This window comes from Moorena sp. SIO1G6 (assembly GCF_010672795.1).
In the GTDB taxonomy this organism is placed as follows: domain Bacteria; phylum Cyanobacteriota; class Cyanobacteriia; order Cyanobacteriales; family Coleofasciculaceae; genus Moorena; species Moorena producens.
The window spans coordinates 15497-40288 of record NZ_JAAHFZ010000058.1 but is presented as its reverse complement, the minus strand read 5'-3'; the positions used below and the strand labels follow the sequence as shown (position 1 = coordinate 40288).

At 43.6% G+C, this 24792-nt stretch carries 17 protein-coding genes and 6 pseudogenes; 13 read left to right on the top strand and 10 right to left on the bottom strand.

Features of this window, described 5'->3' with window-relative positions:
• Positions 1 to 126, bottom strand: a pseudogene (locus F6K63_RS30445) (transposase family protein); the annotation flags it as partial.
• Positions 127 to 1481: 1355 nt separating this feature from the next.
• Positions 1482 to 1670, bottom strand: coding sequence for a hypothetical protein (locus F6K63_RS30440; protein WP_131827212.1), 189 nt, complete (start codon positions 1668 to 1670; stop codon positions 1482 to 1484).
• A 285-nt stretch (positions 1671 to 1955) separates the two neighbouring features.
• Between F6K63_RS30440 and F6K63_RS30435 the strand changes: the two genes are divergently transcribed.
• The 4 genes from F6K63_RS30435 to F6K63_RS30420 all read left to right on the top strand — a co-directional run bounded on the left by F6K63_RS30435 (position 1956) and on the right by F6K63_RS30420 (position 4954).
• The gene (locus F6K63_RS30435) at positions 1956 to 2279 is read left to right on the top strand and encodes a 2Fe-2S iron-sulfur cluster-binding protein (RefSeq protein WP_008191861.1); all 324 of its coding nucleotides are present in this window, start codon (positions 1956 to 1958) and stop codon (positions 2277 to 2279) included.
• A 411-nt stretch (positions 2280 to 2690) separates the two neighbouring features.
• The gene (locus F6K63_RS30430) at positions 2691 to 2876 is read left to right on the top strand and encodes a DUF8621 family protein (protein ID WP_008191859.1); all 186 of its coding nucleotides are present in this window, start codon (positions 2691 to 2693) and stop codon (positions 2874 to 2876) included.
• On the top strand, positions 2873 to 3970 hold the full coding sequence (locus F6K63_RS30425) for a DUF3326 domain-containing protein (RefSeq protein ID WP_287314041.1): 1098 nt from the start codon (positions 2873 to 2875) through the stop codon (positions 3968 to 3970). The genes F6K63_RS30430 and F6K63_RS30425 overlap by 4 nt, the downstream gene beginning before the upstream one ends.
• A gap of 390 nt (positions 3971 to 4360) precedes the next feature.
• On the top strand, positions 4361 to 4954 hold the full coding sequence (locus F6K63_RS30420) for a CPBP family intramembrane glutamic endopeptidase (protein WP_008191857.1): 594 nt from the start codon (positions 4361 to 4363) through the stop codon (positions 4952 to 4954).
• A 203-nt stretch (positions 4955 to 5157) separates the two neighbouring features.
• Here the strand turns inward: F6K63_RS30420 and F6K63_RS30415 are convergent.
• Positions 5158 to 6554 (bottom strand): annotated as a pseudogene (locus F6K63_RS30415) (RNA-guided endonuclease InsQ/TnpB family protein).
• A gap of 72 nt (positions 6555 to 6626) precedes the next feature.
• Here F6K63_RS30415 and F6K63_RS30410 point away from each other — a divergent pair.
• A complete protein-coding gene (locus F6K63_RS30410; protein ID WP_287314040.1) occupies positions 6627 to 6884 on the top strand; it encodes a hypothetical protein in 258 nt (85 codons plus the stop codon).
• A gap of 156 nt (positions 6885 to 7040) precedes the next feature.
• On the opposite strand, the gene purN is transcribed toward F6K63_RS30410, so the two are convergent.
• Positions 7041 to 7697, bottom strand: coding sequence for a phosphoribosylglycinamide formyltransferase (gene purN, locus F6K63_RS30405; RefSeq protein ID WP_008191850.1), 657 nt, complete (start codon positions 7695 to 7697; stop codon positions 7041 to 7043).
• Between the two features lie 369 nt (positions 7698 to 8066).
• On the opposite strand from purN, the gene gpmI reads away from it, so the two are divergent.
• Entirely contained in the window at positions 8067 to 9665 is a 1599-nt protein-coding gene (gene gpmI / locus F6K63_RS30400) for a 2,3-bisphosphoglycerate-independent phosphoglycerate mutase (RefSeq protein WP_008191848.1), read from the top strand.
• A gap of 77 nt (positions 9666 to 9742) precedes the next feature.
• The gene (secG, locus tag F6K63_RS30395) at positions 9743 to 9973 is read left to right on the top strand and encodes a preprotein translocase subunit SecG (RefSeq protein WP_008191847.1); all 231 of its coding nucleotides are present in this window, start codon (positions 9743 to 9745) and stop codon (positions 9971 to 9973) included.
• A gap of 34 nt (positions 9974 to 10007) precedes the next feature.
• Here the strand turns inward: secG and F6K63_RS30390 are convergent.
• Positions 10008 to 11434, bottom strand: a pseudogene (locus F6K63_RS30390) (RNA-guided endonuclease InsQ/TnpB family protein).
• A 131-nt stretch (positions 11435 to 11565) separates the two neighbouring features.
• Here F6K63_RS30390 and F6K63_RS30380 point away from each other — a divergent pair.
• From F6K63_RS30380 to F6K63_RS30370, 3 genes are all read left to right on the top strand, one after another.
• A complete protein-coding gene (locus F6K63_RS30380) occupies positions 11566 to 12489 on the top strand; it encodes a hypothetical protein (protein ID WP_008191843.1) in 924 nt (307 codons plus the stop codon).
• A gap of 813 nt (positions 12490 to 13302) precedes the next feature.
• Positions 13303 to 14826: a carboxypeptidase M32 gene (locus F6K63_RS30375; RefSeq protein WP_287251359.1), complete on the top strand. Its 1524-nt coding sequence runs from the start codon at positions 13303 to 13305 to the stop codon at positions 14824 to 14826.
• Positions 14827 to 14987: 161 nt separating this feature from the next.
• Positions 14988 to 17411: a sucrose synthase gene (locus tag F6K63_RS30370; RefSeq protein ID WP_287251358.1), complete on the top strand. Its 2424-nt coding sequence runs from the start codon at positions 14988 to 14990 to the stop codon at positions 17409 to 17411.
• A 204-nt stretch (positions 17412 to 17615) separates the two neighbouring features.
• Here the strand turns inward: F6K63_RS30370 and F6K63_RS30365 are convergent.
• The 4 genes and pseudogenes from F6K63_RS30365 to F6K63_RS30350 all read right to left on the bottom strand — a co-directional run.
• Positions 17616 to 18788 (bottom strand): annotated as a pseudogene (locus tag F6K63_RS30365) (group II intron reverse transcriptase); the annotation flags it as partial.
• A gap of 107 nt (positions 18789 to 18895) precedes the next feature.
• A pseudogene (locus F6K63_RS30360) lies at positions 18896 to 19249 on the bottom strand (reverse transcriptase N-terminal domain-containing protein); the annotation flags it as partial.
• Positions 19250 to 19796: 547 nt separating this feature from the next.
• Positions 19797 to 20492 (bottom strand): transposase, encoded by a 696-nt coding sequence (locus F6K63_RS30355; RefSeq protein ID WP_287314039.1) that lies wholly within the window; start codon positions 20490 to 20492, stop codon positions 19797 to 19799.
• Positions 20492 to 21010, bottom strand: coding sequence for a hypothetical protein (locus F6K63_RS30350; protein WP_287314038.1), 519 nt, complete (start codon positions 21008 to 21010; stop codon positions 20492 to 20494). Before F6K63_RS30350 ends, F6K63_RS30355 begins: the two co-directional genes overlap by 1 nt.
• Before the next feature lie 82 nt (positions 21011 to 21092).
• Here F6K63_RS30350 and tnpA point away from each other — a divergent pair, with 82 nt between their 5' ends.
• Complete coding sequence (gene tnpA, locus F6K63_RS30345; RefSeq protein ID WP_137985980.1) at positions 21093 to 21494, top strand: IS200/IS605 family transposase; 402 nt, start codon at positions 21093 to 21095, stop codon at positions 21492 to 21494.
• 70 nt (positions 21495 to 21564) lie between these two features.
• Here tnpA and F6K63_RS30340 read toward each other — a convergent pair.
• A pseudogene (locus F6K63_RS30340) lies at positions 21565 to 22146 on the bottom strand (nuclease/transposase family protein); the annotation flags it as partial.
• 813 nt (positions 22147 to 22959) lie between these two features.
• Here F6K63_RS30340 and F6K63_RS30335 point away from each other — a divergent pair.
• Positions 22960 to 23697, top strand: coding sequence for an IS1 family transposase (locus F6K63_RS30335; protein WP_287314036.1), 738 nt, complete (start codon positions 22960 to 22962; stop codon positions 23695 to 23697).
• Between the two features lie 657 nt (positions 23698 to 24354).
• Positions 24355 to 24582: a hypothetical protein gene (locus F6K63_RS30330; protein WP_287314034.1), complete on the top strand. Its 228-nt coding sequence runs from the start codon at positions 24355 to 24357 to the stop codon at positions 24580 to 24582.
• The last annotated feature ends 210 nt before the right edge of the window (positions 24583 to 24792 follow it).

Here is a 24792-nt window from a genome sequence, read left to right as displayed (position 1 = left end):
TTTTCTTCTTTTCCTGACGAAATCTAACTTTTCACTGAACGGTTTTTTACATTTTTGACATTTAAACTGTCGTCTATTTATTTCCAAAAATACTGGGGACTCTCCCCAAGGCAAATCTTTAATTATAGTAATTTATAACTTTTTGTCCCACACTGAGTACCAGGGTAAGCGCAAGAATCAATAAGCTGTAGCTTATTGAGAAAAAACTGGGTTCATTCTCAACTATTAAACTCTATTGAGAATCAAGTTCTACGAGATTATAGGGGTTTCGAGCCACGATCAACCGATATCCAGCCAATGCACATTATGGGCAATTTTTTCTTGCGCTTACCCTGCACTGAGTACAGATGCTTTCATTACTGATTGACTCAATCTGTAAAATTATTCCAATCCCTTTGTGCTGGTGACGCGAACCAACTTTTACCCCTTTTATATCCAGAAGTTCTGTCAGCACTTTAATTTCCTTTTGTGATTTCATAATAACAAATATATATTCAAGTTACTTCCCTGATAGTTCTAGTTAATAATAGCTCATCTTTATAATTTAAATAAAGCTACATTTTGGGCTATAATTTGATGCATTTTTTTTAGTGTATTAACGACTTAAATTATTAGTTTAGCATACTAGGTACTGAAGAACCATATTTTTTAGCTTTACTATAGCGGTTTGTATTATAATCAGGTACACAGGATTTTTCCCCTCTTATCTGTTCCCTGTTCCCTGTTCCCTGTTCCCTGTTCCCTGTTCCCTAAAAAATTTACCTAACCCCATTAACCCCTATACAAAATAGACACAAAATCTCCCCTTTACTCACTTTCCTGCCGTTTAAATTCAAACTTGAACAAAGTGTAGCGGGGAGAGACTGAGATCAACAGGACCATCGAAGCCCACTCCTAAAAATAAATACGATTTAGTTATTTATTTTTTTTGTAGTATATTATTTAATTAATTTTTAGCGAGCAACGATTGATAATTTTAAACTAGTTGATTAGCCAAAAGTACTATTACAATTATATATATTTCGTGAAATTTACTGGCCAAAGATATAGCTATAACCCTTAGCCAGCAACGATTTATGATTTTGCATAGTTTACAAATGATTTAGAATCGCTGTAGTTATGCACTAAATACATATTCTTATTAAGCTAGAGCTTTCCGGACAATTTAGTTCTTTTTTGTAATAACTTTTTTAAATAAAAATCTGCGGAAACTTAACTAATGTTTATCTCAGACCTGATCAGGATTTAAGGATGATTTTCCCCAGAGGTATAATCCTTAAATTGCGTTTAGTCAACAATTGTCGATGAATCAAATCAGTGTTTATCATAAAACAGCGAATAAGTCAAAAAAATTTTGCCAAATCCAAGCAAGATTGATCAACCAATCAATTACAGTAAACAGATCACCTACTCAGCTGTTGACAACACTTCATTAAGAACCTGATTCTACTGTTTAGCAATGACGTCAGGACTAATATTCTCTAGTCAATACTAGGCTTCGGGCGTTGCTTAATAATGGAATGATTTGAAGCGTAGGTGCGCTTTCCGCATCTAATTATTAAATTCGCCACGGGTCGCACCTGTAGAATGGGCATCAGGCGTGGAACTGGCATCTTGCCAGTTTCAATAGATTTTCCGGCGGGCAGGATGCCCACTCTACTCCTATTCATTACTTGACTGACGGAACGCCAGACTTCGCCGTAAGATGACAGATGCAGATGGGGAGATGGCCATCTGAAATTGATCTGTAGCCGTGTGAGCCGTAAGAATTGGGATTAGATCACCATGATATTGACAATTAGCCCAAATTCTAATATAGAGTTGTCCCTTGTACTCAAGTCAATTGACCAATGAAGGCAGCAGCTTAATTTGGATGCCACAAAGCGCTAAAATAAGCCAGTGACCCTCCCTGTCCTATTCATAGGATTCGGAGAATCCAGCTTTTAATTGATACAATGCCCAAGACTTACACCGTCGAATTTAATCACGAAGGCAACACATACACTATAGAGGTGCCAGAGGATCAAAAAATTCTTGAAGCTGCCTATGGGGCGGGGATAGATTTACCCAGTTCCTGCACGGCTGGAGTCTGTACCACTTGCGCTGCCAAACGAGTAGCAGAAGGCAGTGTAGACCAAACCGATGGTATGGGTTTAGGGCCAGAACTCCAAGCAGAAGGCTATGTGCTGCTGTGTGTAGCTTATCCCCGCTCTAACCTGAAATTTGACACCTCAAAAGAAGATGAAGTGTACGACCGGCAGTTTGGTCAGCCTTCATAAGGTCTATGCTGCTATATAATCAAATACCATTAGCCTAATAGCTAGACTGAATGGTTAGCTTCATCCGCGCTTATGCCCCACGTCCGCACCGTTCGCGTAGCGGCTCCCTAGGAGCAAGGTTGGCGTGGGATGAATGGCGGAAACGAACTTTGATACTTTGTTACCGTCTATGATGAAAATAGTAGGGTAGTCAAATTAAGAGCTAACCGCCACCTACTAACTGAAAAATAGAACGAGTTGTATTGTTCCGGTGCGGAGGGGCATCCCGTGTCGTCAATAAAGCTTGCCGAGCATCCGAACCGTTGGGTGGAGTTGGCAAGAAGCCCACACTGTAATCTCTGATTCAGTGTGGGAGTATGTCACATAGATTAGGATAGCCAGATTATCCTAATTAGAATTAGGGAGAAAACAATGACAACCCATTTCATTACTGCAGAAATTGACCTCCAAGAGTCCCCTAAGGAACTGCACCAAGCCATTGAAGCAGAACTACAAGAACGGGGAGAACCCCTGCGCTGGGCGGTTACTCATGTAGACCCTGAGCAGGAGAAAGCTACGGTAGAAGCTATTGTAACTAAATCAGTCAATAGTAAGTGAATCAGCGTCCCTATACCGTTGTTTTAATCATTCCTACTGGTGTAGGAGCGTCGATTGGTGGCTATGCCGGGGATGCCTTGCCAGTAGCTAGAGCGATCGCAAACTTGTGCGATCGCTTAATCACCCATCCCAATGTCCTCAATGGTGCCCAGTTGTACTGGAACTTACCCAACGCCTTCTATGTAGAAGGCTATGGCCTTGACAAATTTGCCGCTGGATCCTGGGGATTACGCCCTGTACATCAGAACCGGGTGGGATTACTCCTGGATCAGGGGATTGAACCGGAATTACGTTTGAGACACCTACAAGCAGCAGATGCCACCAGAGCTACCCTAGGACTGAATCTAACCGACTACGTAGTTACAGATGCTCCCTTAAATGTAGAACTGCGCACAGCAGCATCTGGAGCCAGTTGGGGAACAATTGGAAATCCCGATAGTTTATTGCGAGCAGCCCAAGTCCTGATTGAGCAAGCTGGAGCAGATGCGATCGCAGTAGTAGTGCGTTTTCCCGATGACTTTGATAGTGAAGCATTGCAAGATTACCGTCATGGTCGAGGCGTAGACCCCCTGGCTGGTGCTGAAGCCATTATCAGTCACTTGATTGTTCGTACCTTTCAAATTCCCTGTGCTCATGCACCAGCATTGATGCCTTTACCCATCGATCCTAAATTGTCACCTCGTTCAGCAGCAGAGGAATTGGGCTATACCTTCTTACCCTGTGTTTTAGTAGGATTGAGTCGCGCTCCCCAATTTGTGGTCAACCAAAAAAATTCCCCCTCCTCCCTTGCTAATCCAGATTCTCAAACGATTTCCTCAAAACCAGGGGACATTTGGGCTGATGATGTAGATGCCATTGTCATACCAGCAACCGCCTGTGGTGGTAGTGCAATGTTAAGCTTTAGCCAGTTGCAAACCCAGATCATTGCCGTTGAAGAAAACCAAACTACCATGGAAGTACCTCCAGAACCTTTGGGAATTAAAGCAATACGAGTAAACTCATATTTAGAGGCTCTAGGCTTGCTGGTTACCCATCGTGCTGGGATCAGTCCTAACGCTCTGAGTCCATCCCTATCATCAAAAAATTGGGTCTGAAACCCCGTTCTTCTAGGGCGGCTTTGTGTTAGAATTATGTAGACGCAGTGACCTGAAAAGAAAAGGTGAAAATCCCAGTAGTGGGACGCTTTGGTTAAATGGTAGTTACCCGAAATGGGTGCTCGGTCAAAGACTCCAATCCCAGCCCTCTACAAGCAGAAGTCTTTTTGGTGAGCGAATCAAATCAAAACTTTTAAAGTAGACTCAATGGCAATAAGCTGGAGAGAGTAGAGGCAATTGGCACCGCCAAGTGGACTGCCGATTTCTTGGTACTACGGTACGGGAAGTCGATGTGGTTGTTACGAGCAATGCCCTTGGGTATCTCCTCTAAAGAATCCTCGCACCAAAAGGCCGGGGAGTGTCAACTCTGCGTCGCTTACATTTTTCCTAGTGACAAAACAAATTCCCGATAATCCCGAACTTGAACCCCTAACCCGCATCCAAGTACTAGTGGCAATGGGTATAACTGCCGTAGTGTTACTAATCTTTGCCAAGCTATGGCTGCAACTAGGTAAGCTGAGTCTCCTGCCCATCAAATTTACCCCCAATGCCCTACTTATAGGACTAGGCATGGGGTTGGGAATTACTGGAGCCAGTGGCTTAGTGTATCGTCTTTGGCCAGCTTATCGCCAGAGTGCAGAAGTATACCTAAAGTTAATTCTCAAGCCCCTAATCATACCAGATTTAATGTGGCTAGGACTGTTGCCCGGTATGAGTGAAGAATTACTGTTTCGGGGTGTGATGTTGCCAGCAGTAGGGTTAAATGCTATCGGTATCATAGCCTCCAGTATGCTATTTGGGATTTTGCATCTAAGCGGTATCCAACAATGGCCCTATGTAGTTTGGGCAACCCTTGTTGGTTTGCTTCTGGGGTATAGTGCGGTAGCAACAGACAATTTACTCGTACCAATAGTAGCTCATATCGTCACCAACTTTGTGTCTAGTTTGGTATGGAAATTGGGTAATTTAGAAAATACAACATAGACTAGAAAAGACTATTAAATTTAATTAAAAATCCCAAATATAAAATTAAAAATCAAATAAAAATTAACAACTAAATAAAAATTAAATAATAATCTTTAATCAATTGTGATAATTTTTATGCCCGACTCCCGACTCCCGACTCCCGACTCCCTTTGCTAAATAACAAATGAACTACCCCGTCCTGGTCGTTCGCGTAGCGTGGCCTACGGCCAGGACAGGGTGTCAGCAGACCCGTCCTTAGAACGTGATTTTTGACGCTTCATCTTTCCTAGTTGCCTCATCGATCCAGTATGCTTACTGGTCTTTGAGGTAGAGCTAGAAAATCCACGTTTATCGAGGTCAGTCCCGTACCCCGGCTGTTTTCCTAGGGCTGCATTGAACATTACCATTGTGCTTGTCTTGTCTCTATCAAGTTCAAAGCCGCAAGCATCACAGACATGGTATCTATTCGACAGTTCAGCCCAATTCTTGTGAACCTTTCCACATTCTGGACAACGCTGAGATGGCTTTAATTGTCTAGTCGGTAGTTGAAGGACAATTCCGCCTTTGAGTTCAATTTTGTAGGTGAGCATTTTATTAAGAGTGCCAAATCCTACGTCTAAAATAGCCTTGTTCAATCCAGCTTTTTGTTTTTTCCTTTTTGACCCTTTCTTAGCTTTTCGGGTCATTCCTTTTGTGTTTAGCTTCTCAGTTACGCCGATGTCATAACGACTAGATAAATCTGACGTAACCTTGCGATGCAGCGCGGTCTTGGGGGTTTCCCCCATGAGCGACTGCATCAAGACGTGTTGCCAATCTCTACGTGCGTTAGCCGCTTTTCTATTCAATTGGGATTCCTTTTTGTTGGCTTTTTTCCAACGCTTAGACGCCTTAATCCCTTTCTTGAAATTAGGAGCCTGCTTCCTACGCTTTTCCTTGCCAGCAGCTTTTACCTTAGGTTCTAGAGTCTTTGTAAAACGCCGGTTAGCTATTTCCTCAAACTCGCTGCCATTGAAGGCTGTAATCGCAGTCTCAGTACCTAGGTCGTACGCTACGATTTTCTCGTATTTTAAGTCAGATTCTGAGCCATATTTAGGATCAGGAGTTTCTGTCTTAACAGTTATTGAAGCATACCAAGCATTTATACTGGGCTTGTAAGTAATTGTCAGAGTCGTTGGTGTCCCCCAAGACTTGGCTTGACCACGCATCTTTATAGTGAGTCCGAGGTCATTTAGCGTCAAGGTTCCATCTTTTCCGTTAGTGTCAGTCTTCCAACCAGCCTTGCTAGGGTAAGTCCATCCGGAGTATTTGCGAATTGGCTTATATTTTGGAATTCCACCTAACCCTTGAAAGAACCGATTATATGCAAGGTCTACTCTCTTCAGAGTAGCCTGCAAAGAAGTGCTATACAACTCCTTGTATTCCGGCCAGCATTTCTTGAAATCGGGTAAACAATTTTGTTGGTCAAGGTATCCTATAGATTTTTTATTTGCTTTCCACTCATAACGGCGATCAGCTATCCCAGCGTTGTAGAGTAACTGGTGAAGTTTTCTTGCATAAAACATCTTTGATGTAGCTGTTTTTTGGGATATAGACGGAATGTCTGCCTGAGAATCGCCATGAGTGGAATAACATCATTGAATTCTGTGCTCTTTATTTGCTATAATCTTAGTATAGTTGATGGTAAATAGAAATGTCAAGCACAAAAAGGAAAAATCCTCAGAAAAGAATGAGAGGAGCACCTGATCATTATGACGAGATAAAAAGACAGCACGGAATCTGGCTTACAGACACTACTTGGAAATGGTTACAGCTAGCAGCTAAAGACTCTGGGGTAAGCGTTGGAGAATATATAGAGAGCTGGGTCAGGAAGCAGGTTTATAGTATTTGTTCGCGTAGCGTGGCCGTAGGCCAAGGGGCTATCCATCCCAGAGACGAAACCTTAGGATAGTGGAGCCTTTATGGTTGGTCGGCTATGTATAAAAGGGTTAAAACTTTTTGATTAAGGCTCCACTATCCTTACGGTAACTTCAATACCTGAACCTTCGCGTAGCGTGGCCTACGGCCAGGTGGGGGAATTTCGCCCCCTCAAACTCTCCCTATTTTGTTAAAAATTGATTAATGCGATCGCTTCGACTAGAATCCGATGTTCTTGGACTTGAATCCGGGCATGGAGGGTTTCTGGGGTATCATCGGGTAGCACCGGAACAGCTGCCTGGAAAAGGATGGGACCACTGTCAACATCTAGACTGACCACGTGAACCGTACACCCTGTAATTTTTACCCCAGCCTCAAGGGCTTGTTCCACCGCCCGCACGCCTTTGAAACTAGGTAATAAGCTGGGATGGATATTGAGAATCCGATTAGGAAAAGCGTCTAGGAGTACCTGTGTCACCACTCGCATCCAACCAGCCATCACGACCCACTCCACCTCATACTCTTGTAAAGTTTGGACAATTTGTTGATCGAAATCTTCCCGTTTTTTGATCCGGTGATTATGTAGGACTGCTGGAATGCCGTATTTTTCCGCTCTAGCTAACGCTTTAATGCCTGGGTTATTGTAAATGAGCACGCTGATTTGGGCATTGAGTTGGCCGTTTGCGATCGCACTAGCTATCGCTTCAAAGTTACTGCCACTTCCGGAAGCCATCACTCCCAGTTTCAGAGGGGAAGTAGTCGGTAAGGAGTCTACACTCTTTTGGAGAGAAATGCTAGGGGAAATCAAGCTGGGGCTGGAATCTGGAGAAGTGAGATTGGCAGTCATATCGGGAAATGCGATCGCACAGTCATAAGCATTACCTATACATACTCATTTTATAGCTTGGCATGTTGATCGAAATGATTGTCTGTAACCTTCCTACCCTTATGTTCCTTTTAAATGTAGGCTGTTATAAGTAATTTTGCTTAGGAATTTTCCAATTTTGTCTGAGTAAGGCTTTTATAATTTAGATCCTGATTTGCGAGTATAAATTCCTATTAGCTTGGGGTAGCCAAAACCGATGCTAGGAAAAGATTTAAGGATTATCCTCACTCTGGCAGCCCAAACCTAATAAAAATCGAAATTTATCATGGATATGCGGATTTGGAATGATATGATCGCGGTGCAATTAAGAGTAGGATAAAAGGCGATATGATGAGGCAAGCACCTGTTTCTCCTGTGGTGCTAGTTATCTTAGACGGTTGGGGTTACCGCGAAGTAACTGATGCCAATGGGATAGCCCTAGCAAACACCCCTGTAATGGACAGCCTCTGGGCTGCCTATCCGAGTACATTAATTCGCACCTCTGGAAAGGACGTGGGACTCCCAGAGGGTCAAATGGGCAATTCGGAAGTGGGGCACTTGAATATAGGTGCTGGGCGTGTGGTGCCTCAAGAACTTGTGCGCATCTCTGATGCGGTGGAAAATGGCACTTTAAACGATAACCAAGCTCTTGTGCAAGTATGCCGAGAGGTTAAATCTCGGGGTGGGAAGATGCACATCGTGGGTTTGTGTTCTGAGGGTGGGGTGCATTCCCATCTCAATCACCTCCTGGGATTGCTAGCGCTAGCCAAAGCCCAAAATCTATCTGAGGTCTATATCCACGCGATTACCGATGGTCGTGATACTAAACCGACCGAGGGGATTGAAGCAATTCAAAAAATTCAAGATTATATTGATCAAGTTGGCATTGGATGCATAGCCACTATTAGTGGTCGCTACTACGCCATGGATCGAGACCGACGCTGGGAAAGGATTTCAAAAGCCTATGAAGTCATCACTCAGGATGGTCCTGGAAATGCTATCTCAGCAGCAGAATTCCTCAAGGAGTCTTATGAGTCAGACATTACTGACGAGTTTATCTTGCCCACACGGCTTACTCCTGGAGCTGTGACAGCAGGAGATGGAGTAATTTTCTTTAACTTCCGTCCAGACAGAGCCCGACAGCTTACCCAAGCCTTGGTGGATCCTAACTTTGATGGCTTTGAACGGGAACAGATCAAACCCCTAACCTTTGCCACCTTTACCCAGTATGACCCCAATTTTCCGGTATTGGTGGCCTTTGAACCTCAGAACTTGACTAATATTCTGGGGGAAGTTATTGCCCAGCATGGGTTGCGCCAATTCCGAACTGCGGAAACAGAAAAATACGCCCACGTCACTTACTTTTTTAATGGTGGTCTAGAAGTTCCCTTCGAGGGTGAAGACCGGGAATTGGTGCAAAGTCCGATGGTAGCAACCTATGATAAAGCACCAGCCATGTCAGCTAAGGAAGTGACCAATGAAGTGATCGCAGCCATCGAAAAACGCATTTACTCCCTGGTAGTGATTAACTATGCCAACACTGATATGGTGGGGCATACTGGCAATGTAGAAGCCTGCATAAAAGCAGTGGAAACCGTAGACCGCTGCCTAGGACGCTTAATTGATAGGATTATTAAAGTTGGTGGCACTACCCTGATTACTGCTGACCACGGCAACGCCGAGACTATGCGCGATGAGACAGGTAATCCTTGGACAGCTCACACGACCAACCCAGTACCCTTTATCCTAGTAGAAGGGGAAAAATTAAAAATCCCTGGACATGGAACAGAAGTTGCATTGCGCTGTGATGGATGTCTGGCAGATATTGCCCCGACCATCTTGGAAATCTTGCAACTCCCCCAGCCAAAAGAAATGACTGGGCGTTCTATGATCCAACCCGCTGAGTTGGAAGTCCGTAATAACCGGACACCCGTGCGAGTTTCTCTATAAAACTTCAAGTTGAGAACCCCTTTGTTTTAACCGAGGGAGAGTTCAAAACTTCTCAATGCCGTAATATTGTCAAAAGAATGGTTAATCAAATCCTGCAAATTATTTGGGTTTTATCTGGCTTGGGTCTGATTATTTTGGTTTTGCTCCATAGTCCCAAGGGAGATGGCCTTGGCGGTATCGGTGGTCAAGCTCAGCTGTTTACCAGCACCAAGAGTGCTGAAAAAGCCCTGAACCGGGTGACCTGGATCTTGGCGATTACCTTTATGAGCTTGACAGTGATTTTAAGTGCAGGTTGGTTAAACCAGTAGTTGACACTCCCCGCTAATCGCGAGACGGGGATTCTTACTTCAACGAGGTTACTTGCTCAACCAGGCCGGAGCCAAGAAGAGTAGAGGTATCCTCTCCGTAAGCGTTCGGATCGTCATTCGCGTAGCGTGACCTACGGTCAATCCAAGTTCCGGTATGCCCTACCGTACTTAAGGCTCTTTTGAGGATATTGATTGCAGCATTGTGGTCTCGGTCCAACTGACAAGCACACTTACAGACGTGAGTTCGAGTTGATAGTGACTTCTTGACCTCTTCGCCGCATTCAGAACAATTTTGGCGCTTTGTAAGCAGGGTTTACTGCAACAGTTATCCTGCCGAACTTAGTTCCAAAATGCTCTAACCATTTCCTAAATTGATACCAACCTGCATCATTAATAGATAAGCCGCGACAGTGGTTTTTAGCCAAGTTCTTAACCCTCAAGTCTTGCCTTCGGCACGCTTCGCGAACGTAGGCGATCAAGTCGTTAGACTGAATTACGCAGCGCGCCGGAGACGAAACCTTAGATAGGGTCGCCTTATTACAAAAGATTTAACCCTTTTATGCAAAGCCGATCACCCATAAAGGCTCCACTATCTTGCGGTAACTTCGTTCCCAGTCTCTTGGGGTGGACTTCAAGTTGCCTGCTTATTTTAAGGTGTGTCCTGCCTAGTCTGTTAATGGCTTTTCGACGGTTAGTAGAGCCTTTCTGTTTTCGGGATACCCGGCGTTGATAAAACTTTAACCGTTTCTCTCCCGTTCGGTAAAATCTAGGATTAGGTTCAGCATGACCGTCAGAATCCGTATAGAAATCCTTTAGTCCAACATCTAACCCGATTGTGTTTCCAGTCGGTTCCAGCTCTTCATTAATATCAACCTGAACGCAAAACTGGACATAGTAACCATCAGCCCGACGGACTATCCTAACCCGCTTGATTTGCTTCTTATCGAAGCGCCACAAATCCCATGTACCCTTGAGTTTAAGTTTCCCGATTCCCTTTTTGTCACTGAATATGATTCGGCAAAGCCGACGCTTCGCGAACGACTTTTTATCAGGGGATAACTTCCAACCTGACTGTTTATACTCGACCGAACGGCAATGTTTTTGAAATCGGGGAAATCCTTTTTTACCGGGTACCTTCTTTTTGCAGTTGTCAAAGAAGCGAGGGATTGATGACCGGAGATGAAACCTTAGAATAGTGGAGCCTTTATAGGCGATAGGCTATGCATAAAAGGGTTAAAACTCATGAAATAAGACGACCCTATTCTTACGGTAACTTCTAACCATGCTCGTTCAGCACGCTTACTGACGGGCAGTAGAGTTCAACTCATTAGCAAAAGGGAACTTTTTAGCAAGAACGGCACTATATTTGTTGAGGTCGTATTTTGAGACCCCTTTGTTGTCCATCCAGTAACGCAAACAACTGTTACGGATGAATTGAACCGTTCTGATCGCCTCGTCTATAGCAGAATATTGATGTTTTTTGCCCTATGCTTTGAACTCTAATATTATCATCAGTTTCGACCTATAACTGCTGATATTTTATTCTACAAGATTCATTATAAAATTCTGGAACTTCCCAAGATATTTTTCTCATGGCTAAAAGCGCGCTGTTCGCTTTCATCCCCGCTCTAAAGAGACGGGGTTTTCAGCGTTTAGATTTTTATAAAAACAATCAGCAGCTATGGATAGCCCTGTTTCTAGGGGGTGTCACTTGTCTGTTAGTGATGTTGATTCAGTCAAGCACCGCAGCTGGTTTATACCCAAAGTTTAACCAATTAACAGAAGCCTCCTCTGCTATCGTGGCTTCGATGCCAGTAACCTCACCTGCCCTACCAGCTTCTAAGCCTCACCCTCTACCAACTCCCCTTGCCCAGTGGCAAGACCCTACCGGCAGCGGTGATTATTTTTCTGAAATCAAGGGCACTCCCTTAGGTTATCTGATCTGGTCTCAGTTTCCCGTCAAGGTTTATGTGGAACACCCCCAAGCACCGGGTGTGGTTGATGCGAAGCACCAGCGCTTCCAACAATGGGTTGATGCGGTGCTAAAGGCGGTGGCAGAATGGGGCATTTATTTGCCCCTAGAACTAGTTGACCAGCAGGAATTAGCAGATATATCGATTTTGCGATCGCGCCCTCCTCTAAAAGTTTCCTTCAACCGTGAGACCGGAACCTTTGATTGGTCTCGCGCTCGCTCAGCCGTTACTAGCTATGAATTTTACCTGGCGCAATCCATCAGTGCACCAGAGCAAATATTAGATAATCTATTATTACATAAGTTTACCATACTTCTCTCTCCTCAGCAATCCATTGACTACACCCTTGCCACTGCCCGTCACGAACTGGGTCATGCATTAGGTATTTGGGGTCATTCTCCTTTAGAAACTGATGCGCTGTACTTTTCCCAAGTTCGCAATCCCCCTAGAATTTCTGCTAGAGACATCAATACCCTCAAACGGATATACGAACAGCCAACTCGCTTGGGATGGCCTTTGGCCAAGGTAAAAGGTAAAAGGTAAAAGGCTTGCATCCATAGGACAAACTCCAGCTAATATCAAGTCAGGTTGAATACCCATAATTTAGAGGGAGGGTGGGAAGTGTGGGGAGGGTGGAAAGTGTGGGGAGATGGGTAGATGGGGGAGATTTTTATTAAGGGTAATTATCCCGACATGATATAAAACCAAAAATCAAGGTTTTTACTAAAAAGTTTTTAGGAATAGGTTTTTACTAATAGGAAAAATCGAACTTAGGATTACAGAACTTCAGATTTACACAGGTTGTACACGGAAAGGGTGCATAAGTCCTGAGCCAAATGAGAGTGCAAACAGATCCTTGTGACATCCTACTTTCGGCGAGTATTGGACAAGCTCGAAGCTAGTGGCTGTGAGCTTCAGTCGGTAGGAATACTTACCACTGTGCCAATAGCTAGAGCGATTGTCTGGTTTTAAGGGATTACACTATACTAGTAAGTCCTTAAGAAATGGCACAATAGTAGTTCGTATACTATGCTATAACACTCAGCTATGGGTATGACGTTTTCATAGCCATTGGCATCTGAGTCAGTTACTCAGCTTTACCAGAGTGCTCGTACCAAGTTGCAGCTTAAATCGTAACGAGAGGAAATAAGGACTTGGTTATTTCGCCATTGTCCGACAAGTAAATTGCACTTGAAAAACGCAACTTGGTCTTAGCTTTCAGCCCACTTGTCTGATTCATTAGTATCGGACATTTTTGTGGGTAAGATTTTTATTTTCGGTCGTCAGGTGTACATTTACTATTCGGCAAAATACCGTAACCCTAAACTAATAGCCTGAATGTGTCAATCTAGCATCATGCAGACTACCGAAAAAACTCAACCGAAACTTCTCAAACTCAAAAAACGCCTTAGTGAAATTAACGACTTAGAAGCAGCCGCATCTTTGTTGTACTGGGATCAGGCCACCTATATGCCTCCCGGTGGTGCAGCTGCTAGGGGACGTCAGCTGGCTACTCTACAAAAAATTGCCCATAGTAAATTTACTGACCCAGCCATGGGCGAACTCCTGGAAGGGTTACGCCCCTATGAAGAAACTCTACCTTACTTTTCTGACGAAGCTAGCTTAATCCGCTGCACTAGAAAAAATTACCACAGAGCCGTGCAGGTGCCAGCGGAATTTATGGGAGAATTCTCTGAACATCGGACCCAAACGTACAGTGTTTGGGTAAAGGCAAGAGCCACCAACGACTTTGCAGCGGTGCGCCCTTACTTGGAAAAAACTCTTGACCTCAGCCGTGAAATGGCTTATTTTTTCCCAGGTTACGAACATATCGCTGACCCGTTAATTGACTTTGCTGACTATGGGATGAAAGTCTCTATTTTGCGGAGGCTTTTTTCTCAGTTGCGAGAGGAATTAGTGCCAATTGTCGAGGCTATTACTGCCCAAAGTCCCACCGATGACAACTGTTTACACCAAAGATATCCTGAAGAGCAACAGTTAGATTTGACTCTCAAGGTCATCAAGCAAATGGGATATGACTTTGAGCGGGGAAGGCAAGACCAAACCCATCACCCATTTATGATCAACTTCTCTACCGGTGATGTGCGCATTACGACCCGTGTTGATCAAGATGACCTGAGTCAGGCTCTATTTAGCAGCATCCACGAAATGGGTCATGGTCTTTATGAGCAAGGAATTAGACGAGATTTGGAAGGCACTCCTCTTGCCTGTGGGACATCCTCGGGTGTCCATGAGAGCCAGTCCCGACTTTGGGAAAATATTGTTGGGCGTAGTCGGGGCTTCTGGAAATTTTTCTATCCCCAAGTACAATCCTACTTCCCCTCTCAACTGGGTAATGTTTCCCTCGATGCCTTTTATCAGGCAATCAACAAGGTGCAGCGGTCTGTAATCCGCATGGATGCTGATGAAGTGACTTACAATCTCCACGTCATGATCCGCTTTGACTTAGAACTGATGATGCTTGAGGGTAGGCTACAGGTGAGGGATTTACCGGAAGCCTGGAATGAACGCTATCGTGAAGATTTAGGGGTTGTTCCCCAGAATGACAGTGACGGGGTGTTGCAAGATGTTCACTGGTACACTGGTCAGATTGGGGGAATGTTCCAATGCTACACCTTGGGTAACTTGATGAGCGCCCAGTTTTTTGAAGCCGCAGTAACGGAACAACCTGAAATTATACCAAAAATTGAGCAAGGAAACTTTAGTACGCTCCATAATTGGTTGAAGGACAACATTTACCAACACGGTTGCAAATACACAGCGGCTGAATTGATTAAGAGCGTCACTGGTACTGCTTTACGCATCGATCCATTCATTCGCTACATCCGGCAGAAGTATGGGCAGCTTTACATGCTTTAATATTTATTTATGCCAAGATAGTTGTTTTGCGAGAACGTTGTCCATATATCTAAAAGAATATCTATTCCTGATCGGTAGTGCGCGGGAATGACTATTCTTTAGAGGAATTTTTTATAGGGTTGTTGGTTTCAATATAGTTGACTTGTATTTGGGGAGTTTCAATGCTCAACCTAATTCAGGATGTTCTCGAAAGTGACGAAAAGAGCGATCTACGTCACTTTACCAGCCAGTTAAAAACTGCAGAACCCAGGTATTTACTGCGCAACGAAATTCTGGCTGCTTTTAATGAATACTGCACTAAGCACAAAAAATCCGAATACTTTTATCATTCTTCTCATTTAGGGAAGCTGATTTATTACACCCAGGAAATTATTCTGGAAGATGAAAGTCTATGCTTGATTATCCGACCAAAAATTGCGGCTAAAAGAGCTTTCCGTCTGTTTGAAGACTTGAGGGCGCAAGAGGTGACACCAGAGGAACTGCTGGATATACGCGATCGCTTTGTCAATCGCTACAACCCCAAGGTCGGGGAGGTTCTCCAGCTGGATTTTCAGCCGTTTTATGACTACAGCCCACTCATTCGCGATCCCAAGAATATTGGCAAGGGAGTCCGCTTCCTAAACCGCTATCTCTCCAGTAAACTGTTTCAAGACCCTGAGCAGTGGTTGGAGTCGTTGTACGGTTTCTTGAAAGTGCGTCATTTCCATGGAAACCAGCTCCTGATTAACGAGCGCATTCACAATCACCAGCAACTGTCAGAGCAGGTGAAGTTGGCTTTGGAATTTGTAAGCGATCGCCCAGACAGCGAATCCTATGATAAATTCCGCTTTAAGCTGCAAGAGATGGGTTTTGAACCAGGCTGGGGAAACACTGCTAGTCGAGTGCGGGAAACCTTGGCAATGCTGGATGAATTGATTGATGAACCCGATGATAGGGCATTGGAACAGTTCCTCTCCCGCATCCCAATGATTTTCCGGATTGTCCTGGTATCGGTTCACGGCTGGTTTGGACAAGAAGGGGTATTAGGGCGTCCAGATACAGGGGGTCAAGTGGTATATGTCCTTGACCAAGCCAAGAGTTTAGAAAAGCAGTTGCAAGAAAACCTGACTCTGGCGGGATTAAACATTCAGCCTAAGGTGATCATTCTCACCCGCTTAATCCCCAACAATGATGGAACTCGGTGTAATGAACGGTTAGAGAAAATTAAGGGTACAGAAAATGCCTGGATTTTACGGGTACCGTTTCGAGAGTTCAATCCCAAAGTTACCCAGGATTGGATTTCTCGGTTTGAGATTTGGCCGTACCTAGAAACCTACGCCATCGATGCCGAAAAGGAACTGCTAGCAGAATTCCAAGGTCGTCCTGACCTGATTGTAGGAAACTATTCCGATGGCAATCTAGTAGCCTTCCTGCTGGCGCGACGGTTGAAAGTTACCCAGTGCAATATTGCCCATGCCCTAGAAAAGTCCAAATACCTGTTTAGTAACCTGTACTGGCAAGACTCAGAACAGCAGTACCACTTCTCCCTGCAATTTACTGCTGATTTAATTGCCATGAATGCGGCTAATTTTATTATCAGCAGTACCTATCAGGAGATTGTGGGTACTGCTGATAGTGTGGGTCAGTATGAGTCTTACCAGAATTTCACTATGCCAGACCTGTATCATGTGATTAATGGCATTGAGTTATTCTCTCCGAAGTTTAATGTAGTACCACCGGGGGTAAATGAAACCGTCTTCTTCCCCTACACCTGCACTCAAGGGCGAGTAGCTAGTGATATTAAGCGGTTGGATGAATTCTTGTTTACCCTAGACGACGAGGCCCAGGTCTTTGGCAAACTGGATTATCCTAACAAGCGCCCGATTTTTTCCATGGCTCGTCTTGACCGAATTAAGAACCTGACTGGATTAGCGGAGTGCTTTGGTAAGAGTCGAAAGTTGCAGGAACGCTGTAACTTGATTTTAATTGCGGGTAACTTGCGCACTGAAGACTCCAGCGACAGCGAAGAAAAGGCAGAAATTATCAAGCTTTACCAGATTATTGAGGAGTATAATCTCTACGGCAAGATCCGCTGGTTAGGGGTGCGCTTGTCAAAGAGTGACTCTGGTGAAGTGTATCGGGTGATTGCTGACCGTCATGGTATTTTTGTGCAGCCAGCGCTATTTGAAGCCTTTGGTCTAACAATTTTGGAATCCATGATTTCTGGTTTGCCAACCTTTGGTACCCAATTTGGTGGACCGTTGGAGATTATTCAGGATAAGGTCAATGGTATCCTGATTAACCCTACTAACCAGGAGGAAATGGCTCAGAAAATCCTGGATTTTGTGACTAAGTGTGAGGAAAATCCCCAGTACTGGGAGGAAATTTCCAATCAGGGCATAGAACGAGTCTACAGCACCTATACCTGGAAAATCCACACTACACGGTTACTATCCTTAGCACGGATTTATGGCTTCTGGAACTATACGTCTAAGGCAAACCAGGAGGATATGCTGCGTTATCTAGAGGCACTGTTCCATCTGATTTATAAGCCTCGGGCTAAAAAGCTTTTGGAGGAGCATTTGACACTCCCCGCTCGTGCATAGACGGGGATTCTGCTAACAGGCTAGACTGAGGTAGCTCCCACAATCTAATCCTTGCTACGGTCGTCAAAGGCCGTCAACGAGCGTCGGCTAAGATCAATGTCTAGCTTTCTAGCTACTGTTACGGTCGATGCCTGGTATTACCCAGGGCACCTCCGCTTCAGAACTGGACGTGAAACTTTCGCCTCATCCAGCTCCTGAATATCCTCAACCTTTCGGTTTGCCTTTCGGCTTGCTCCAGTGGATTTCTTGGTGGCAGCTTTGATGGACTGCCATTAGATTCTTGCGTTTCCAGTTGGCGTGGTTTCCATCGACGTGATGAAGGTGTACAACCTGGTCGTTCAAGAATTTGTGTCCGCAATGTCCACAGGAATGGTTTTGCCTTTTTAAAGCCTTGGCGGTAGCATCATCGTATAGTACGGAGTTTCCCATGCTCCAGTAGACTAAGTCTCCGTCATAAGGGGACTTGGTTCCTTTTACGTTTACGTGTTGGTTTTGTTTATACCCGACTGCTGGGAAGCTTTTCTGGCATAGTTCGTTGGCTTTGTACCGGTTTACTTTCTTTTCCTTGCGGAACTTACGGTTTGCGGTCTTATTCAAGAACCATAAACTATCTCGGGAACTGCTCATGTCACAGCTTTTGTGGTAGTTTCTCCAACCACGTACGATGGGGGCTAATTTTTGGGCTTTTATTTTGGCACCATAATTCGAGTTGTTGACCACGGTTTTTATCTTCTTCCGGAAGTTTCTATGGTTTTCCTCTGAGGGAGTGCATCGGAACTTTCCGTTTTTCTGGACTCGGAATTTCCAACCCAGGAAGTCAAACCCGTCTGTCGTATTGGTTAGTTTGGTCTTTTCTTGATTTACTTCTAAGCCGCGTTGAGCTAGGAAGTTCCTCACTTTTTCTAGAATTTTCTCAGCATTATCTTTTGGCTTAAGAATAAATACCATGTCATCCGCATATCGGATGCTAGAGTGTATATTCTCTATTCCGTCAAGTGCAATGTTGGCTAGGAGTGGGCTGACTACACCGCCTTGGGGCGTTCCTTGCTCCGGGAATTCCGGATTGATGCCTGCTTTTAGACATCTGAATATCCCCATCTTCAGACTTGCAGGAGCTAGCAATCTATCCATTATGGAGCTGTGGGAGATGCGGTCGAAACACTTTTTGATGTCTAGTTCTATTACTCTTTTTGTGATGCCGTTAGAGTTTGATTTTAGATGTAGGAACAGGCGTTTTTGTGCGTCTTGGGCACATCTGCCTGTTCTGAATCCGTAACTATCGGCACTGAACGTAGCTTCATGGGCTGGTTCGAGAGCATATTTTGCTAAACATTGCCATGCTCTATCTTGGATTGTTGGTACTTTTAACATTCTTGTACTCCCGGAGACGAAACCTTAGAATAGGGCAGCCTTTATGGTTGGTCGGCTATGGGCAAAAGGGTCAAAACTTTATGATTAAGGCTGCCCTATTCTTGCGGTAACTTCTGACCGTTTTTATTAGGTATTGGTATTTCCCTCAACCCTTGATGCGTCCAATTTTCCGCACGGTCGTTTAGTTTTCCTAGTACCTCGAACCGTTCTTTGTAGCTTAGGGACTTTTTCCCATCTACTCCGGCGGTTTTCTTTCCTTGATTAAGCTGTGTCACTTGGCGGATTGCCATTAATTGAGCTGAGCGGGATTTCAGAATCAGTTTTTGTAAAGACCGCGCCTTTCTCAGGTCACCATCTCGAACCGCTTTGTACACTCGCTTCTGTAGGCGGAAAAGGTTCCGGCGGAGTTGTTTCCACTTTTGGCTTTTCCATAGGTCACTATATCTATTTGACATGTGTCTACCCATGCTCTCCATTAGTTTTGTGTATTCTGGATACCCGCCACCAGTTTTGGGTGGCATCCTACCCGACAGTGGGGATTAAGTCGGCATAACTTACCGAGGTTCGACTATTCCTCAGACCCATACTTGCTGTCGTTTTTACTCGTTCCGTCTGTCAGATTGTTTTGGTGATTTAGGGCAGTCCAATTTGCCTACCCTCTTCTCAGAGATTACAGCTATCAAGAAAAGAATGCTGTGAGAATGAGAGGGTCAAGTCGCACACTATTTACATCTCAGATTGTGGCTTCATTCTTAGACACTTTTCTAGGACTAGTTTTACCCTTGTCACCTCCCCGTTAGCGCCAGTGATACCTATCTGCTTTGGTTCTGCTTGCGCCCTGTTGCCAGCTTCACTCTGTGGAGTTGCCGCCCACTCGGTGTGGCCAGGTAGGGAGTCACTTATCTCTTCAAGGGGTGGGTTTTCACCACCATCCGAAAGACAGTTAAGAATCTTTGAGGGTGTTTCCTCGCGATTCTCCTAACTCTTACCCCTCTAGAAACTAGAGGCTCTTAGTTAGAACGAGCCGCACTTTCTAAGAATGTTTGCACTACCGTTTAAATCGGCATTTACAATTGAACCATCACCACTTTTGTAAAGACCACGTTTAAGACGCTTTCCTGACGCTTTCCACCCGTTCGGTTTTTGTCCAAACTCAGGCAGGGAGTCTCCGTCGAGATAGCTAGCCTTACTGGTGTATGCTTCTTCTGTTATCTCTAATTGAATGGGATGGATCTGGCATAGTTGCTCAAGTCTATCTTTGAGCTTTCCAAGAGGAATTTGAACAAACTTTTGATTGTTTATTATCCCCATTTTTGCCCTACTTTTAAAGCCTTCATTCCAGCCCACTACAATTGTGCCAATGGAATTTTTTAAGCAGTGATCGACGATAAGTTTAGCTGCCTTGTTTATCCCGTCTCTAATTCTGTGATTCCGTTTACGGGTAACTCGATCAAGCCATTCATCCCAATAGTCCTGGGACTTTCCTTCTTTTCTTGTCGATACTTGCTTATTCCAAAGCTGGTTGTAAGCCTTAATGGCTCGGGAGTCAACGAGAAAAGAATTCCCTAGTGTATCAACACAGGCTGCTAAATTGTCAGCGGTTCCGAAATCTATAGAAAGGGCTTCTTTCTTGTTTAATTGCGTGCCTTTGTCCCATTCAAGAAGGAAATCTCTAAGTATAAAGCTCCATTTTTGGGCAAAATAGTCCATTACTTTATTTTTATACCCTCTAGGTTAGTAGGGAAAGGAATTTCAAAATATTTAATGTCAAACCACCTTTTTACAGTCAGCCCAAGGGCAAATCTGAGATTACCATTTATAACCTTGGGCTTCTGGCCGCCCGAGTTAGGGTAACTTACCTTGAACAGTTTCGCTCCTTTGAGATATCCAGGAGGTTTTGGCTTGCTTTGTAATTGCCCATTGAACCAAATATCTCTTAGTTTATTGTAGCCTTTAAAGCTTTCAGTTACGCTTAATAACGTTTGTTGTGCTGGTGTTGAAGGAAGCGACTTAGCTATCAAGCTTTTTCCTATGCTTTCTTCGTATATCAAGTCGAATTTACCTGTCAGCAATCGGCCTGTCTTAAAGAAGATTTGCCGGGCATAGTAAACCCCCATATTGTAGAGCTTGCCTGATTGGCGGCAAAGATAATCAACCATCGCTTCTGTCTCTTGATCTAGGTGCAACAATATTTGCTGTACCCCTATCTTTTTATTGGTTTTAGCCATTATCGAACTCATATTAATTTGTCGTTCTTTTTATAAAAAACTACATTAATAACAACAGCAATTCCGGAAGTAAAATAAATTGATCAAGAATAGTTTTGGATATAGGCATTACAATCACGCAGTGGGTATTTGTACTGTTCACCTTGTGTGGATCCCGAAAAGGCGCAAAAAAGTACTTGTGGGTAAAATTCGAGATAGAATTTACGAAATATTCGCTGAGATAGCTCTAGATAAAAATTGGAATATCAAAGCTCTTGAAGTAGCACCAGACCAGATCCATTTATTCGTCGAAATCAATCCCACAGATGCGATCTATCAAGTCGTAAGGGCTTTCAAAGGGAGAAGCGCCAACTACCTAAGAAAAGAGTTTCCTGATCTAAAGAAACTTCCATCTCTTTGGACTAACAGTTATTTCTTCTCAACGGCAGGTAAGGTTAGCATTGAAACTATCCAAAGATACATTAATGATCCTCATCATGGATAGTTTCTCTTAGGTGGCTTTAGCCACTGTGAGCATTCCTCCCCGGTCTAAAGACACGGGGTTTCCTGCTATCTAGATTTTTATGAGAAGGTTCTAGAGATTCCTTTATACACAACTGAACATAATAGCCATCTGCACGGCGAACCAATCTAACCCGCGCGGGTTAGCTTTTCCGTAGCGTCGGCTTTGCCGAATCGTAACGCCACAACTCCCAAGTCCCTTTCAGTTTCAGTTTCCCGATACCTTTCTTGTCTAAGAAGTTTATCGACTTAGCATCCCCTGATAATTTCCACCCTGATGTCTTGTATTCAACTGTTCGCGCAGCGTCGGCTACGCCGAATCGGGAGAAATTTTTGAACTTGGGATATCCCTTTTTACCGGGGGCTTTCTTTTTGCATTTATCGTAAAATCTAGCGATTGAGCTATAAGCTCTTTCGACCGAAGCTTGACATGCGTGAGAGTTCAAGTCTTTTACAAAGGGATACTCAGCTCTAAGCCAAGTATTATGACGATACAGCTCTTTTTGTCCTACACTTTTATTGTCCATCCAGTAGCGGAGGCACTTATTGCGGACAAATTGACCGGTGCGGATCGCCTCATCAATCGCGGCATATTGAGCTTTCTTTCCCTTGACCTTGAACTCTAAGACCTTCATTGTTGACGTGGGACAACTCTGCGTAAAGTAGAACACAAAAAGAGAAAGCCGTCCGTTGTTCGCGTTCGCCTTTGGCGTGGCCATAGGCCAAGCGTGGCCATAGGCCAAGTTACCGTAAGATAGGGTCGCCTTTATGGTTAAAGACGAAACCTTAGAATGAAGGAGCCTTTATGGGTAACTGGCTATGCATAGAAGGGTTAAGTCTCTTGTAATAAGGCTCCTTCATTCTTACGGTAACTTCCGAGGCAGGCTATGGGGAAAAGGGTTAAAACTTATTGAATAAGGCGACCCTATCTAAGGTTTCTATCCAGCGAAGGACGGGGCTTGAGACCCAAAATTTTTGGTCAGAGGCGATCCGCTACTGCCCGGGGACGGGCGTGTACCCATGAGGAATGACTAGCGTACCCATTATTATCAATACCTAGGGCAAAAACTGTTCTTCATACTTACGCCATGGAGCTAAATACCCCTATCCTAATTACACAAAGCAATTGAAAGTTTTATAAATATTTATTAATCAAGACTTGACATACGGCATTTTTGTTTAACTTGTCACCAATGGCCTAATAGTTACGCCTCCCAGACAAGTAAAGTGGACTGTTAAGAGTTGGGTAGTGATAAATAAGTAGTGATACAACATTGCATTGACCTGAAATAAGGCATTTTTTTATGAAAAAATATAACAATTTGGCTATCATTTAATTAGCATTAATTATTTAATTAATAAAAAATACTGATTAAAAAAATCTTAGAAAACTGCTAAATTTTTATTATTAACAAACTTTTTAAAGTGATCAATAAACCCTTGTAACAATGAATACAGTCTCAGATTTAATAACGCGACCCAATTGCCCTTATTGCAATTGTGAGCGAACATTCAAAAATGGAAGCACTCATAATAAAAAGCAAAAATATCTCTGTAAAAACTGTAAGAGACAGTTTGTAAAAAATCCAACCAAAAAAACTATCTCCTTGTCGAAAAAAAAGAGAATCGATCACCTATTACTTGAGAAAATATCTTTGGCCGGTATTGCTCGAACAGTTGGAGTTTCAAAAACATGGCTCCAGAATTATGTTAATAAGAAATATGCTGAAACACCCCGAAAAATAAAGGTTTCAGAAAAACCGAAAGGAAAAATGTCCATTGAATGTGATGAAATGTGGTCTTTTGTTAAAAAAAAAGATAATAAACAATGGATTTGGTTGGCGATCGATCAAGAAACTAAAGAAATTGTTGGATTTTATCTTGGAGATCGTAGTCGAGAATCAGCAAAGAAATTATGGAAGTCTTTCCCTCCAGTAGTTCGACAATGTGCTGTGTGTTATACATATTTTTGGGAATCTTATCAAAGAGTAATACCTAAAAAACGCCATAAACCAGTAGCTAAAACAACTGGAAAAACTAATCATATTGAAAGATTAAATAATACCTTAAGACAAAGACTTAGTCGTTTGGCCAGAAAAACATTGTCATTTCCAAAAAAATTAGAAAATCACTTAGGAGCTATTTGGAATTTTATTCATCACTATAATCAATGTTTGTCGGTTTAATTAGGCCATCACTACATGTTTATCACTACCAAGAGTTGCAGGGTAAGCGCAAGAATCAATAAGCTGTAGCTTATTGAGAAAAAACTGGGTTTATTCTCAACTATTAAACTCTATTGAGAATCAAGTTCTACGAGATTATAGGGGTTTCGAGCCACGATCAACCGATATCCAGCCAATGCACATTATGGGCAATTTTTTCTTGCGCTTACCCTGCCAAGAGTTGGAAACTTTGGGTCTCGGAATATGGAACAGCAACGGTTTGAGCAACTTGAAGTTTCTTAACACAGTTTTAAAAAAATTAATAGCGTTTCTGTTAGTAATGAGATCTTAAGCATTTTTTCCCTACTCTCTACTCCCTACTCCCTAAAACCTAGGACGAAAGTACCTTAATCAATGGATTACTGCTAGTGAGTACTCCTAGATGTCAGAGTACTTAGGTTTTATATAGCTATAGGTGGGACGAGAGTCAAGCAGAATTTATTGACGATTAGGGTTGACAGGTTATTTTTTTCGTGCTAAATTTCTCATGGTGCCTAATTTAGGTGCCTCTCAAGGCTCAGAAACCTAAGTACACCTAAGTAAAGTTAAAACAGTAAAAAACTGTGGCAGGGGAGCAAGTAAGCGTTGAAAAACGCTATCTACCAAGGAGGTTGAAACTTGAAAAATCTCAGATTTTTAGACCTTGACGAGAAGTTTGACAATCTGGTAGATTTGTTGCGCTTGAGAGCCCATTCTCAGCCTGATCAAATCGCTTATACCTTCCTAAAAAAAGGGGAAGAAGAAACTGCTCGTATCACCGATGAGGTATTAGACCAACGCTCAAGGGCGTACGCCTGCCAGTTGCCGTCTCTGGGGGCAACGGGGGAACGATCGCGAGCTAGCTAGTCGATCCACCAGGTATAGACTTCATTGCTGCCTTCTTTGGGTGCTTGTACGCTGGCGTAATTGCAGTGCCCGCTTATCCACCACCCCGACGCAGTCAAAATCTGTCTCGGTGGTTAGCGTACGCATACCTATGCAGAGGATCGGTTTGCCTTAACTACCACATCTGTTATGACCGAGTTAACCAGCTCGCCGAGCCCAGCATCCAGCTCT

Coding starts and splice junctions, on each gene's coding strand:
- F6K63_RS30430 (WP_008191859.1), top strand. CDS start 2,691: ATGACAACCCATTTCATTACTGCAGAAATTGACCTCCAAGAGTCCCCT.
- F6K63_RS30350 (WP_287314038.1), bottom strand. CDS start 21,010: ATGGCTAAAACCAATAAAAAGATAGGGGTACAGCAAATATTGTTGCAC.
- F6K63_RS30410 (WP_287314040.1), top strand. CDS start 6,627: ATGTCAAGCACAAAAAGGAAAAATCCTCAGAAAAGAATGAGAGGAGCA.
- secG (WP_008191847.1), top strand. CDS start 9,743: ATGGTTAATCAAATCCTGCAAATTATTTGGGTTTTATCTGGCTTGGGT.
- F6K63_RS30380 (WP_008191843.1), top strand. CDS start 11,566: ATGGCTAAAAGCGCGCTGTTCGCTTTCATCCCCGCTCTAAAGAGACGG.
- F6K63_RS30355 (WP_287314039.1), bottom strand. CDS start 20,492: ATGGACTATTTTGCCCAAAAATGGAGCTTTATACTTAGAGATTTCCTT.
- F6K63_RS30335 (WP_287314036.1), top strand. CDS start 22,960: ATGAATACAGTCTCAGATTTAATAACGCGACCCAATTGCCCTTATTGC.
- purN (WP_008191850.1), bottom strand. CDS start 7,697: ATGACTGCCAATCTCACTTCTCCAGATTCCAGCCCCAGCTTGATTTCC.
- F6K63_RS30370 (WP_287251358.1), top strand. CDS start 14,988: ATGCTCAACCTAATTCAGGATGTTCTCGAAAGTGACGAAAAGAGCGAT.
- F6K63_RS30375 (WP_287251359.1), top strand. CDS start 13,303: ATGCAGACTACCGAAAAAACTCAACCGAAACTTCTCAAACTCAAAAAA.
- F6K63_RS30440 (WP_131827212.1), bottom strand. CDS start 1,670: ATGAATAGGAGTAGAGTGGGCATCCTGCCCGCCGGAAAATCTATTGAA.
- F6K63_RS30435 (WP_008191861.1), top strand. CDS start 1,956: ATGCCCAAGACTTACACCGTCGAATTTAATCACGAAGGCAACACATAC.
- gpmI (WP_008191848.1), top strand. CDS start 8,067: ATGAGGCAAGCACCTGTTTCTCCTGTGGTGCTAGTTATCTTAGACGGT.